This window comes from Streptomyces sp. NBC_01669 (assembly GCF_026339735.1).
Lineage (GTDB): Bacteria > Actinomycetota > Actinomycetes > Streptomycetales > Streptomycetaceae > Streptomyces > Streptomyces yanii.
The window spans coordinates 4,935,694-4,948,332 of record NZ_JAPEQG010000001.1; the positions used below are offsets into that span (position 1 = coordinate 4,935,694).

Annotated in this window: 13 protein-coding genes and 4 pseudogenes; 11 read left to right on the top strand and 6 right to left on the bottom strand. The window is 66.5% G+C overall.

Annotation, left to right across the window (positions count from 1 at the left end):
* The first annotated feature begins 449 nt into the window (after positions 1–449).
* Both OG972_RS22110 and OG972_RS22115 read left to right on the top strand, forming a co-directional pair.
* Positions 450–1,808, top strand: coding sequence for a phosphatase PAP2 family protein (locus tag OG972_RS22110; protein ID WP_266984049.1), 1,359 nt, complete (start codon positions 450–452; stop codon positions 1,806–1,808).
* A 119-nt stretch (positions 1,809–1,927) separates the two neighbouring features.
* Positions 1,928–2,146: pseudogene (locus tag OG972_RS22115) on the top strand (site-specific integrase); the annotation flags it as partial.
* A gap of 6 nt (positions 2,147–2,152) precedes the next feature.
* On the opposite strand, the pseudogene OG972_RS22120 reads toward OG972_RS22115, so the two are convergent.
* Positions 2,153–2,389 (bottom strand): annotated as a pseudogene (locus OG972_RS22120) (DUF234 domain-containing protein); the annotation flags it as partial.
* Positions 2,390–2,760: 371 nt separating this feature from the next.
* Between OG972_RS22120 and OG972_RS22125 the strand changes: the two are divergent.
* From OG972_RS22125 to OG972_RS22135, 3 genes are all read left to right on the top strand, one after another.
* The gene (locus OG972_RS22125; RefSeq protein WP_266984051.1) at positions 2,761–3,534 is read left to right on the top strand and encodes a polysaccharide deacetylase family protein; all 774 of its coding nucleotides are present in this window, start codon (positions 2,761–2,763) and stop codon (positions 3,532–3,534) included.
* 282 nt (positions 3,535–3,816) lie between these two features.
* Entirely contained in the window at positions 3,817–3,951 is a 135-nt protein-coding gene (locus OG972_RS22130; protein WP_266984053.1) for a hypothetical protein, read from the top strand.
* 462 nt (positions 3,952–4,413) lie between these two features.
* Positions 4,414–5,451: an endonuclease/exonuclease/phosphatase family protein gene (locus tag OG972_RS22135; RefSeq protein WP_266984055.1), complete on the top strand. Its 1,038-nt coding sequence runs from the start codon at positions 4,414–4,416 to the stop codon at positions 5,449–5,451.
* 714 nt (positions 5,452–6,165) lie between these two features.
* Here OG972_RS22135 and OG972_RS22140 read toward each other — a convergent pair.
* Positions 6,166–6,349: pseudogene (locus tag OG972_RS22140) on the bottom strand (NUDIX hydrolase); the annotation flags it as partial.
* A 401-nt stretch (positions 6,350–6,750) separates the two neighbouring features.
* On the opposite strand from OG972_RS22140, the gene OG972_RS22145 reads away from it, so the two are divergent.
* Both OG972_RS22145 and OG972_RS22150 read left to right on the top strand, forming a co-directional pair.
* A complete protein-coding gene (locus OG972_RS22145; RefSeq protein WP_266984056.1) occupies positions 6,751–6,993 on the top strand; it encodes a hypothetical protein in 243 nt (80 codons plus the stop codon).
* Positions 6,984–7,208, top strand: a pseudogene (locus tag OG972_RS22150) (hypothetical protein); the annotation flags it as partial. The gene OG972_RS22145 and the pseudogene OG972_RS22150, both read left to right, overlap by 10 nt.
* Before the next feature lie 88 nt (positions 7,209–7,296).
* Here the strand turns inward: OG972_RS22150 and OG972_RS22155 are convergent.
* A complete protein-coding gene (locus OG972_RS22155; RefSeq protein ID WP_266984058.1) occupies positions 7,297–8,136 on the bottom strand; it encodes a DUF5707 domain-containing protein in 840 nt (279 codons plus the stop codon).
* Between the two features lie 307 nt (positions 8,137–8,443).
* Between OG972_RS22155 and OG972_RS22160 the strand changes: the two genes are divergently transcribed.
* Positions 8,444–8,737, top strand: coding sequence for a hypothetical protein (locus OG972_RS22160; protein ID WP_266984060.1), 294 nt, complete (start codon positions 8,444–8,446; stop codon positions 8,735–8,737).
* A 329-nt stretch (positions 8,738–9,066) separates the two neighbouring features.
* Here OG972_RS22160 and OG972_RS22165 read toward each other — a convergent pair whose 3' ends face one another.
* The 3 genes from OG972_RS22165 to OG972_RS22175 all read right to left on the bottom strand — a co-directional run bounded on the left by OG972_RS22165 (position 9,067) and on the right by OG972_RS22175 (position 10,847).
* Positions 9,067–9,657 (bottom strand): DUF5994 family protein, encoded by a 591-nt coding sequence (locus OG972_RS22165; RefSeq protein ID WP_266984062.1) that lies wholly within the window; start codon positions 9,655–9,657, stop codon positions 9,067–9,069.
* A gap of 228 nt (positions 9,658–9,885) precedes the next feature.
* Positions 9,886–10,308 (bottom strand): YjbQ family protein, encoded by a 423-nt coding sequence (locus OG972_RS22170; RefSeq protein ID WP_266984064.1) that lies wholly within the window; start codon positions 10,306–10,308, stop codon positions 9,886–9,888.
* 266 nt (positions 10,309–10,574) lie between these two features.
* Positions 10,575–10,847: a hypothetical protein gene (locus OG972_RS22175; RefSeq protein ID WP_266984066.1), complete on the bottom strand. Its 273-nt coding sequence runs from the start codon at positions 10,845–10,847 to the stop codon at positions 10,575–10,577.
* 209 nt (positions 10,848–11,056) lie between these two features.
* Here OG972_RS22175 and OG972_RS22180 point away from each other — a divergent pair, with 209 nt between their 5' ends.
* The 3 genes from OG972_RS22180 to OG972_RS22190 are packed head-to-tail and all read left to right on the top strand — an operon-like array spanning position 11,057 to position 12,583.
* Positions 11,057–11,227, top strand: a complete 171-nt coding sequence (locus tag OG972_RS22180; protein ID WP_323135889.1) for a hypothetical protein — start codon at positions 11,057–11,059, stop codon at positions 11,225–11,227.
* Complete coding sequence (locus OG972_RS22185; RefSeq protein WP_266984068.1) at positions 11,211–11,432, top strand: helix-turn-helix domain-containing protein; 222 nt, start codon at positions 11,211–11,213, stop codon at positions 11,430–11,432. Before OG972_RS22180 ends, OG972_RS22185 begins: the two co-directional genes overlap by 17 nt.
* Entirely contained in the window at positions 11,432–12,583 is a 1,152-nt protein-coding gene (locus OG972_RS22190) for a site-specific integrase (RefSeq protein WP_266984070.1), read from the top strand. The genes OG972_RS22185 and OG972_RS22190 overlap by 1 nt, the downstream gene beginning before the upstream one ends.
* Positions 12,584–12,639 lie beyond the last annotated feature (56 nt).

Here is a 12,639-nt window from a genome sequence, read left to right on the forward strand (position 1 = left end):
CTGTTGAACTGCCGAAACAGTCGGGATCGAGGGGGGGGGAAGGGGCGTACTGCCGTGACCGTGGTTGACCGCTGATCCCTGGCCCACCCGGTGCGCATCTGGTGCGGCCGCCACTGTTCACGGCGGTCCGGATGATCGGCGTATGGCAGCGGGGCCAGGTCCAGGAGGTCGGGACATCCAGGTCGACAACTCAGGATCCGTGTTCGCCTCGCGAGCCGGGGCGAACGATCGGGCGACGCGTCCCATGCCGCACCATGAACGAGGCGGAACCCGGAGTGTGATCTTTCCGTCTTCCCCCGTCGGGCGGGCTGCTTTTGGTGAGGGAGAAAGCAGCCCCGACCGGAAGGTGGCGAGCGAACGCACCCTGACTTTTAACCAAAATAGAGAAAATCGGCTGAAAATTGAGACATATACCGTCGCGGGCTTTTTCGCGAATAAACAGGAGAACCATGTTCTCCGTGTGGCGTCAGCCACGAATAAGACTCTGGGCCGTGGCGGGTGTCGCGGCCCTTGGATTCCTCATCGCGCTGGAGATCGCCGCACGTCGCTACGGCCTGCCGGGGCCGATCACCAGCCAGGCGCGAGAGGTGATATTCGCCCCCAAATCAGGCTTCCTGTTGTACGCCGGTATGGCGTTGATGATGGTGGTGCTCACCTGGCGGCAACGGTTCATCGCGGCTGCTGCCGCGATCGGTATCGACGTCGCCTTCTTGGTGGTCCGGTGGGCGGTCGGCGCCAAGGTGACCGGCGGCCACCCCTTCGGCAACGGTGCGTTGTGGGTCCTTCTGGGCTATGCGGTCATCGCTGTCACTCGCCGTACCGGCCGGGAACGTGTCCTGCTGCTGAAGGGCGTCGGGCTGGGCCTGCTGCTGGTGGCCGGTCGCAAGACCGGCGACACCTGGCTACTCATCACCTCAAAGACCCGCCCAGCGGTGCTCGACCAGTACGTGGCAACCGCCGATCACGCGCTGGGCAACCCGTCGTGGCTGATGGGCCGGATTGTCACGGCCACCGGCCCGATCGGCTTCAATTTTCTCGACATCGTCTACGGTCAGCTCGCGGTGGCCGCAGTCATCGTCGCGCTGTATCAACTGCGTAACGTGGCGGTCGAGCGCCGCTTCCCGGGCCATCATCTGGTGCGCACCTTTCTGGTGATCGGCCTCCTCGGGCCCAGCATCTACATGATCTTCCCGGTGGTCGGACCGATCTTCGCCTACGGCACCGGCGCCGAGCACTGGGCGACGGTCAGCCTGTGGTCGGAAACGCCGCCCAGCGAGCAATGGGCGGTGGCCAACCTGTGGCCGGAAACGCCGCCGCCGATCAATACCCCGCACCACATGCCATTCGACGAGATCACCCCACGGAACTGCATGCCCAGCCTGCACACAGCGTGGGCCACCGCGATCTTCATTCATTCCCGGACGGGCCCACGGCTTCTGCGATTCGCAGGCACGTTCTGGCTGATAGCTACGCTCTGCGCAACGCTGGGATTTGGCTACCACTACGGCGCGGATCTCATCGCCGGCGTGGTGTTCACGCTCACGATCGAGGCAGCGCTGCGCTCGTTCGACCGCGGCTGGGATCGATCAGGGATCCAGCTGGTCGCTTGCGGCGCAACCGTCTTCGCTGCGCTCTTGGTGTCTTATCGCTATCTACCGCTGGAGATGGCAAAGCATCCGTGGGTGTCCGGACCACTTCTCATGCTGGCGATGACCTCAGTGGTCTACGGCTACGTAAGGACCGTCGGACTGTGGAAACCGAGGACCGCACCAGCGCGGCAACCGGAACCGCAAACCGGACTGGTTTGAACCGAGTTGCACCAGGTTGTGGGCTGAGCGCTGCCCGAGTGAGGCCGGGATGCTGAGGTGTGGCGGAGGCGGCACGTCAGCCCATGACTGGCAGCCGTCCCCTCGCTCGAGGGGGCAAGCCGTTCCGGCGCTCCACGCTCGGGCGGAAGTGGCGGAAGGCGCGAGCCAAGGTCGGGCTGCCGGAGAGCTTCCGCTACGACCTTCGTCACACCGGACACACGCTCTCGACGCAGTCGGGCGCCACGCTCAAGGACACGATGGTCCGTGCCGGGCAGTCCTCCGAGCGTGCTGCGCTGATCTATCAGCACTCGAACCCGGAGCGTCAGCGGGAGGTGGCCGATGCCGGTGCGGGTCCAGTAGCCGCCGATCGCATGGGTGCCTGCAGGCAGCTGTCCTTCGTCAGGGCCCAGCCGCCACAAGGCTTCGCGGATAACGGGCTCCATGGTCCTGCCCCGCCAGGACGTCCAGCCGGCGCGGATGGTGTCGAAGTCGCGGTTACCACGGCCGCGTTCGACCGCCGGGATGCCGGGGCCGATGAGGGAGAGCCAGAAGCGCAGGTACGGGTCATCGACGCGAAAACGGTCTCATGGCCGGTCACCGCGTCGGGCCCGACACCGCTGCTCGGTGTCGGGCCCGTTGGGTGGCCGGCGCGTGGGGCGGGGTGCCTGGTCGGCACCCCTCCTCGTGCGTCAGGCGTGGGAGCCGGCCTTGCGACGGCGTACGAGGTACACCGCGCCCCCGCCGATCGCTACGGCCGCGCCGCTTGCGAGGGCGCCGCCCGCCCTGCAGCCCTCGTTGCCGTTGCGAGCCCTCACCTGTCGCGGAGCTTCTACGTTTGTTGCCGGTTCTCTGCGGATTCTTCTGCGATCGGTAACAGAGGGATCTTGTACGGGCGTTCGTATGTCTTCATGGGTGCACGGCATCGGCGGAGACAGCAAAGGGGCGGGCGGACATGGCAAGGCACAAGGGAAGGGGATGGCACGTCCGGCTTCTCGCGGCGGCGCTCGGGGTGACGGCGGTGGCCGCGGCCACCTCGGTGTGGACCGCACAGGCCGACACCGCCGGAGGGCGGCAGCCGCAAGCGCGTGTCTCGGCACCGGGCGCCCAGGGCCAGGTGGCCAAGGTGGCGGCGGATATAGCGCACGCCTCGGACCGCGGCGCCCGGGGCGTCAACATCACTATCGACGACGGACCGGACCCGGTCTGGACGCCGCAGGTGCTGCAACTGCTGAAGGACAACGGTGTGAAGGCTACGTTCTGCATGGTGGGCACGCAGGCCCAGGCACACCCGGACCTGGTCAAGGAGGTCGTGGCGGCGGGGCACCGGCTGTGCAACCACACTGTCTCGCACGACACCACCATGGACACCCGGTCCGAGGCCTACCAGTCCCAGCAGATCCTGGATGCCGAACGGATGATCACCAAGGCGTCCGGGGGCGTCCGGCCGCAGTATTACCGGGCCCCGGGCGGTGCTTTCACCCCGTACAGTCGGCAGCTCGCCGCGTCCCGGGGGATGCGACCGTTGGGCTGGAACGTCGACACCAAAGACTTCGAGCGTCCCGGCGTGGACACCATGGTCGCCACCGTCAAGAGCGAGATCTCCGACGGACCGACCATCCTCTTCCACGACGCGGGAGGGGATCGCTCCCAGACCCTGGCCGCTCTGCGCGAGGTCCTGCCCTGGCTGAAGCAGCAGGGGTACTCCTTCGGCTACCCCGTGCGGTGAGCGAGGCTCGCTCGCACTGACATCAAGACCCGCCCCCCCCGGCACCGGCAGACAGGCATGAACAAGTTGGTTGTCGCAACTTCCGACCAGTCTCAGGTGATCAAGAACGGTAGGACGGCCACGTTCTGCACACCGCAGGCCGGCGGTAAGCAAGCCCCCACTCCGGGCGAGTGCACCGATTTCATCAAAGGCCAGATCCCTGTGCCCGTTCCGGCAATCTCGACGACGGGCACAGCAAGACCGTCAAGCTGAAGTAGCCTCCTCTCTGCTTAGGCTCCTCACATGGACATTCGCGCCATCGATCCCCGGGACACTGCCTGGGAGCAGGAACATGACCGCTACCGCGTCTGCTTCCGGGACAGGTCGGCCGTCATCCGGCTTGCCGACGTACAGGGTGATCCATTCGCCGACGCGTAGCGCCTTCGTGGAGGGGATCTCAATCTGGCGTGCTGTGAGACCACTTATGGCACGCGGATCATAAGAGGTCCAGACAGCAAAGAAGCCCCCGGCCGCTGGCCTGGGGCTTTTTCATGGAGCGGAGACCTCCGCCCGCATCACCGCCGGGAACGACGAGCACAACCGCCGACGCCGCTGCTGACTGCACCTGGCGCAGCGCTATTGCCTGTTCCGGTCGCATTCCGGCTGGCCTCCTTCCCCGCGGTCGCGGTGGTCTTCGGTATTCGGTGTTGCTGCTGTTGCTGTCACGAGAACGAGTGATTTTGAGCGGCGCTGTCTAACCGACGGGCTCTCGCACTCACGTCCGCGCAATCATGCGAGTACGGGTCGTTATTGGACTGTTCGGGACAGTATGAGCGGATCCGGGGTGGCGTGAGGCTCCGGGACGGCGTGATCTGACCTGGGCGGTGAGAGGAGAAGCGAATGGCACGCAGATGGGCAGCGCTTCTGGCCGTCGTGGGGCTGGTTGCCGCGGCACTGGGCCTGGCCGCGCCGGCTCAGGCCGGTACGCGGCAGCTCAAAGTCGCCACGTACAACATCTATCTGGGCGCCGACCTCGCGCCTCTGGCCCTTGCACAGACTCCGCAGGAGCTCGTCGCGCGAGCCGGGATCGCCTACGACCAGGTGGTCGCCACCGACTTCCCGTCCCGCGCCCGCGCCATCTCGCGCCTGGTCAGGAACGAGCGCCCCGAGGTCATCGGCCTGCAGGAGGTGGCCCTGTGGAAGAAGGGCCCGCTGGGCGGTCCCCTCCACACCACTTACGACTTCCTGGACATCCTGCTCCGCGAGCTGCGCAGGGCCGGTCTCCACTACCGGGCCGCCGCGGTCGACACCACCGGCACCACCACCCTGCCGATCAGCGCCACCGAACAGGCGAGTTTCACGAACCGGGATGCGATCCTGGTACAAGACGGACTCCCGGTGACGAACGCGCAGTCGCACCTCTATGCCGCGAAGCTCGTCATCACCACCCCGTTCGGAGTCACCTTCACCTTCCCGAGAGGCTGGTCCGCGGTGGACGTCGCCCTCAAGGGCAAGCCGGCACGGGTGCGGGTGGCCACCACACACCTGCAGCCAGGGGTTCCGGCCATTCGAAACGCCCAGGGGCAGGAGCTGTACGCCGCGCTGGCACAGTCGCCGTATCCCGTCACCGCTCTTGGCGACTTCAACGCCCTGCCCACCGAAGCGACCGGACCGTACGGCACGTTCACCACCGGCGGCTACGACGACGCCTGGCGGACCATCCACGGCCCCGGGGACGGATTCACCGCCATTCAGGACCCCGATCTGCGCAACCTGCCGTCCAAACTCAGCTCGCGCATCGACTACGTCTTCTACCAGCCCGCACACCTTTCGGCTGTCTCCGCCCGCCTGATCGGAGACAAGGTGAGGGACCGGACTCCCACGGGCCTGTGGCCGTCCGATCACGCCGGCCTGGTGGTACGGCTGCGCCTCCAATAGCCGATCGGCGGCGCAAAATGAGCCATGGCCGCCACACGGGCCCCGGTCGCGAAACCCAGAGGCAGGTGCACCAGTCGTCGTTGGCCTCTGGCCGAAGCCACGTCGATCGGGCGAACGGACTCGTTCTGTCGCACAAGGAGGCGTAGGCGCCAGGTCGCGAGCATCTCTGGAAGTACTGCGGCGGAGCCGTCCAACAACGTGTCTGCAGTAGCCACCGGATGCTGGAGTACCCGTGTGGTGGAAGGTCTTCACACCTGTCATTTTGTTGATCAACCATCAGACCACAGGGTCCAGTTGTCCAATCGGGTGCCTCAACTCGCCACTTCCCCAGCTCCCATCCCGTCTGCCGTCGACCCACACACCGTGGAGCGGGGGTGGCCCCTGGCGTCCAGGTGGAGCGCGCCACTGTGCGAACGACCTGGACGCCAGGGGGCGCGTCTGCTCGGCTCTGCCTGGGGCGATGGCAGACGGGATGGGAGCCGCCGCGCACGCCACTCACCGGGCCGGCACTCGCGAACGGCGCCCCTCCATCTCGGAGCCTGAGCGCCCCGCCGGAGGCATCGTTCTGACCGTGGCCTTGCCCGTCCAGGTCTCGGCTCAGGGTCGTAGCTCGCTGCGGCCCCAGGGCCCGGCCCCGGCGCCGAAGGCGCAGAGGGGCCGAGCCCAAGGGGCCAGCCCGCGCTTGCGCGGGATCTTGATGAAGTAGGGAAACTTCTACCGCGCTTGGATCAGGTGCTTGCCATCGTGGCTCCGGACATGAGGTCCGTTGCCGTCCAGGGCATCGAGTAGCCGGACCCCACACCTCTGCCATCCGCTCGGCGACCTCTTCGGGGGTGAGCCAGTCAACTGCCGTCGACTCTGCCGAAGTTTGCTCGGTGCCGCCTGATGGCTTGCAGCGCAAGTCTTCGTAGGCGAGCAGGGAGCGCCGTTCCGCCGCTCATCCTTCGGGCGGAAGTGGCGCAAGGCGCCGGACGGTCGGCATGCCAGACAGCTTTCGTTTCTACCGGTCTAGACAACAAGAAAGCCCCGGGCCGATGGCCTGGGGCTTTTGTATGGAGCGGGTGACGAGAATCGAACTCGCGCTCTGAGCTTGGGAATCCTGAGAAGACGTCCCGCTGTGGGCGCGCTGGCCTGCACGGATACCGTACGTCTCTGACTTCTTCGTTACTGCTCCGAATGGAATACCTCGCGCGTCTATTGGCATCTATTGGACTGGAATCGGCTTGGGCGACCACCCTTTCGACGAGTGGCGCACTGTCCTTCCTCAATCCGAGTGCCTGAAGGGAGCTCGCGGGTAGCTTGACGGCGGCAGTGAGAGCCTCCGAACTACGACGTTTCCTTTGGCGCCTGCGCGGCCGCTGGCGTCGGGCTGCCGGGCCGGGCACCGAGCCCGAGTACCTGCTCTCCACCTTCGGCATGGACAGCGACGCTGGCACGGATGTCATCTATCTGACGGCAACCACCCAGGTGTCCGAGTCGATGACGGTCACGGCCGAGGTCGTGACGCCAACCGAGGAGTCCCCGGACGCGCAGTGCTCGTGATCATCGCCCGGCCGTACACCTGGTGGCGAATCTGCCTCGTCGCCGCGATGGGCGTGGCGTTCCTGCTGGTGCTCGCCGCGCCCTGGCTTCAGGACTTCTTCGCGCTGAAGCTGGTCGGGGTGACGATGCCGTGGGTCGCGGTGGGTATCGCCGTGGTGGCGGCGGCCACCCTGGAGCTCGTGTGGAGGTGGGTCGACCGCCGCTTTCCCGCGTAAATCCGTTAATCCGTTACGGTGCCCGCGTCTACGGGGCTATGGGCTACTTCACGTCGGCTTACCTCACGTCGGCCTACCTGACGCCGACTTACTTCACGTCGACGTAGTCACCCGCGGCGCTGACCGTCGCGGTGGACGCGATACCCACGTAGGTGAAGCGGTAATAGCCGTCGGTGGACGCCGTGACCGTGGTCCTCAGCGCGCCGCCCGTGGTCGACTTGATGCCCTTGACGTTGGTGTAGTTGGTGGTGCCCGCCTTGCGGAACTGCAGCACCACCGACTGGCCGCTGAGGCCCACGTACTTGTTCGACTCCCAGTCGGCACGGGTCAGCGCGCCGGTGACCGTGATGGTCTTGCCCTTCACCACCGGCTCCGGGGACGCGTTGACCGTCAGCTTCGACATGCGCTGCAGGCTGAAGCCCTTGGCGTTGTCCTTCTGGACGTAGTCAGCGTCCGTGCCCTGAGCGATCGCCCAGACCTTCCAGCCGCCGGCCAGCTTGTTCAGCAGGTCGTAGTTGGCGTCGACAGTGAAGGTGTGCTTGCAGGTGGAGGTCGTGTCGTTGACCTTGGTGCAGACGGCCTCGTCCTCGTTGGGCACCACGCCGCCGTCGAGGTTGTCGAAGGTCGAACCGTGCCACAGCACCGCGGTCGCCCACTCGATGCCCGAGTCGTCCGTGGCGGTGAAGCTGACCGTGAAGGTCTTCTTCGTGGTCGCACCCATGACGACGGCCTTGCCGCCGTTTACGACCACGTTCGAGATCGTGGTGTCTCCGCTGACGTCGTCGGCCGGGTCGACCGCCGCGTCGGTCTCGACGCTCTGCGTGAACGAGGAGACGGTGTTGGTGTCATCCGCCTGCGCCGCCGGGACGGCGAGGGCGGAGAGGGCCAGGGCGCCTGTCACTGCGGCGACAGAGGCACGAATGCGCATGTGTTTCCCCACGTCTGAAAAAGGGGCGCACGGGACAGCTCTGTTGCATGCTTCCGCGGCGCCCGATCCAGTCATTCTCTGGAGTCTGCTGACTCCACTGATCAGACATGGGGCACCAGTGAATGGTTGTGCGACTCCATGAAATTTTTTCGAGTACGCGTTTATATGGGTTATTGCGGAGTCCGTTACCCATAGCCATTAACCGACTATGGGTAACGAATCGGAAATTACAGATTATGGATTACGGAATACTGCACGTCGACTTGATGAACGTCGAGTTACTGCACGTCGACGTAGTCACCCGAGCGTGGTCGCCGTAACGCTCACGGACCCGGCTACGGACGAAGTGATCGCCGCCTCGGAGCCGGTCGTAGTGGACAGCCCACAAGACGTGTCTCAGGCCGCCATCGGCGAGATCGTGGATACCGGCGTGGACGCTGCGGAGAACAGCGGCTCCTCGGCCAGTGATGCGATCCCCAGCGAGGACGGGGCGATCGTCGAAGAGGCCCAGAAGGGAGCCCCGACCGAGTCCGAGACCGCGCTCGTCGTCCCCGACCCAGCGGTCCGCGAAGACCAGTCAGCGCTGGCGCCGGTGGGCTAGTAGTTCCGCCATCATTGCGGGACGACCTTTGGACAGCAGGAAGCCCCGGGCCGATGGCCTGGGGCTTTTGCATGGAGCGGGTGACGAGAATCGAACTCGCGCTCTGAGCTTGGGAATCACTGGCGCTCAGCCCCCATAAACCGCTCTGAACTGTAGGAATGTCCTTGAGGGGGCGCCATCCGGGGGCGCCTCAGTACCGTTATTGACCGGTGCTGACCGCTCTGAAGGGCACGGATGGGGCATGAGTACCGAAGGTGGCTGTTGGCCCGGGGATTTCTTCCGGCGCGGGACGGGAATCGACGCCGCGCTCTCGAAGGTTTCCACGATACTCAGATACCTTCCACCGCATCTGGTACCTGAGCAACGATTGCCTGGGCGGGGGAACGCGATGTCGGCAGGCTTGCTCCATGGCCGCCTTCGGAGTCCCAGACCGAAACCAGGGACAGCTCCATCTCCTCCGCGATCCGGCGTTGCTCCGCTTCCTCCATCAGGGCGCTCGCGGTGAGGGTGCCCAGCGGATAGGCGGCCTCCGTCATGAGCCGGGCGGCTGTGGCGGGGATGGTCTCCGGTGGAATCACCAGCAGGTCCCAACGGCCGGTGTTGTAGGAGAGCAGCAGCAGCTTGTGGGGATCTTGCTCGGCCTTGAACCAGCCGACACCCACCACATGCCCGTCGACGGGCACCTTCCGTGGGATGACCGGCCAGAACGTGGGGTTTACCGTGACGTGGGTGATCCGCCCCCACAGCGGGTCGAGGACGGCCGTCAGTGCGGGAAGTTCTGCCGTGAGGTCACGGGAGCGGGGCCACCACGCACCGTCGAGCAGAGCCGGAGCGGTACCGGCCGGCGCCAGCATGAGTCGGAGGGGCGGCGAAGAGGTCCGGCCTTCGACTGCATGCGTATACCGAATGGTCGTGATCATGACGCGGACCCTGCCCCGGGCCGATCGCAACACGCCCGGTGTCGTGAATCGCCGAAAACGACACGAGCACGGAGACTGGTGTACGAAGTGCCCTCGGTAGTTCCAGCTTACTCGTGGTAAGGCCTGCCGGACCGATACGGAGCCTCCCGTGCGGGCAACTGGACGGTCTCGTACGGCACCGGCTGCCAGCAGGGGGCTGTCAGCCGCAGGGCCACGTGGGTCGTGTGGTCAGCTGAGGAAAGACAGCCGGACTTGGCGTTCGGGGCTGTCCCGGTCGGTGTTCACCAGTACGACGGACTGCGAGGTCCCCAGCTCCAGCTCACCGTCGACTACGGGCAATGTGGCGTGTGGTGGGACCAGAGCCGGGAGCATGTGGGCCCTGCCGTGGCCAGGACTGCCGTGGCGGTCTTGCCAGCGGTCGTCCGCGGGGAGAATGTCGCGGAGGGCCGCCAACAGGTCATCGTCACTGCCCGCGCCGGTCTCGATGATGGCCAGGCCGGACGTCGCGTGGAGGGTGAAGATGTTCAGCAGTCCGTTTCGCCCGTGAGCGGCCTCTCGGAGGAACGCGGAGCATGCATTCGTGAGGTCATGCAGGGTCTCCGTGGAGCCGGTTGTGATGTTGATCATGCGGGTGGTGAAGGTGCCAGCCATGGTTCACTGATACCCATTGCGGAGCCCGAGCACTGACGGCCGGATGGGTTGTTCCTCCGGGACTCCGCCAGTAAGGGCACGCGCTCCCGTACCTGGACAGGTCCCTCATGCCGTCTCATCCGAGTCCCGCAAGCGAGACCTGGACCGCGACTTCCTCGCCTGCCCGGCCCCAGACGCATCCCTTTGCGTCCAGCCCCCGGCCAACGGCACCTGGAGTACCTGGCACCGCGTAGTCCGGGCAGCTCGGACGTCGCCCGGGCTCCGCGTCAACCGTGCTCTTCCTCTTCAGACTCCATACGTCGAATGCCTTGGTGCGTCAGCGTGATCGTGAGCGGCGTATTGCCCGCGGCCCAGTCGACCGTGATCAGGCCCTCGCCGACCAGATAGGTGCAGGCGGCCGCCAGATCCTCTTGCGGGATCGCGAGTTCCTGGAGCAGCTTCGCCCCGGTGATCCGCAGAAGGCGGTTGCCTTCAGTGGCCTCGTACAGAGCCCGCATGATCCTCTCGCGGTACGCCTTCCGGTCGGCTAGCGATGCCATGACTGCCACCTCTGGGGGAAAAGGCGCCGTGCTTATCGCGGCGGAGGGGTGCCGGGATGCCCGGCGAGGAGCCGACTCTGTCGCAGCTGCTTATCTGAGGCCCGGCTCCCTCAGACCTCGTCCGGATGCGGGCGGTCACGCGCGGCTGACTTGCTGGTCACCAGCCACGGCGGGGCCCCCTCATTCCAACCCTGGCGAACGGAGCAGCAATGTCCCTGCCCCTGCTTGAAAGCCCTCTCCAGGCCCGGCCCCTGCAGGGCCGCATCGCCCTCGTCACCGGCGGCGCCACCGGCATCGGCGCCGAAATCGGACGGGCACTCGCCACCGCCGGAGCCACCGTCGCCGTCAACCACCTCGAAGGAGGTGACACACACGGCTGACCGCCTCCTCACCGTGGAGGAGGCCGCCGAGCGACTTGGCACAGGCGTCCGCTTCATCCGGCGCCTCATCCAGGAACGCCGCATCCGCTACGTGAAGCTCGGCAAGCCCGTCCGCATCCGCAGCAGCGCGATCGACAGGTACGTTGCCGAGCGCACCGTGCCCACCCTCCGCGAGGCGCAGTCCCGCTTCGGGAAGGCGGCCTGATGGCAGGCCGCAAGCCGCAGCAGCGGCGCGAATTCGGCACTGTCCGCCAGCTCCCGTCGGGCCGGTGGCAGGCGCGCTACTGGGCCCCTGATGGCAGTCGCCGGAAGGCCCCGGAGACCTTTGCGACGCGCACCGATGCCCAGACCTGGCTTACGCTCACCCAGGCCGATATCGAGCGCAAGCACTGGGTGGACCCCGATGCCGGCGCGGTGAACTTCGATGCGTACGCCACGAAATGGGTCGAGGAACGTGGGCTCTCCGCGACCACAGAGGAGCTGTACCGCAGGCTTCTGCGGCTGCATCTCCTGCCCGCGTTCGGCTTCATGAACCTGGACGACATCACGCCGCCTGGGGTGCGCACGTGGCGGGCCGAGCGGCTGGAGGCGACTGGCGCCACGACCGTCGCGAAGTCGTACCGCTTGCTCAAGGCCATCATGGAGACGGCGACCGACGACGAGCTGATCCGCCGTAATCCCTGCCGGATCAGGGGCGCCGGCAGCGAGAAGGCCAAGGAACGCCCGACGGCCACCGTCGAACAGGTCGACGCTCTCGCTGATGCCATGGGGCCGAGGTGGCGGCTGATGGTGTACTTCGGTGCCTACGGGCCGATGCGCCCGGAGGAACAGGCGGCTCTGCGACGGCCCGATGTCACGCTCGAACCCCTCACGGTGAAGATCAGTGACGCAGCACCGGAGCTGACCACCGGCCGCCGCGTCGAAGGCGACACGAAGCCGACCGCCGGTAGGCGCACGGTCTTCCTCCCGGCCTTCCTGCACATCGAGGTGAAGCGCCACCTGGACTGGTACGTCGAGAAGGAGCCCAACGGGCTCCTGTTCGTCGGCGAGAAGGGTGCGCCCTTCCGGCGGTCCACGTTCGGCCGCAAGTGGCGCAGGGCGCGGGCCAAGGCCGGCCTGCCGGAGGACTTCCGCTTCTACGACCTCCGCCACACCGGACACACCTTGTCCACCCAGTCCGGCGCCACGCTCAAGGACACGATGGTCCGCGCCGGCCAGTCCTCGGAGAGGGCCGCGATGATCTACCAGCACTCCGACGACGAACGTCAGCAGGAGGTCGCCGGAGGCATCGACGCGAAGGTTCGCGACGCTCGCCAGAAGGCGGCGGCCAAGCCGTCGATGGCGCGCGAAGCCTGAGAAGACCGACGGGGCGGTGCGGCAGCAAGTCGCACCGCCCCCGCGCTGACCTATGC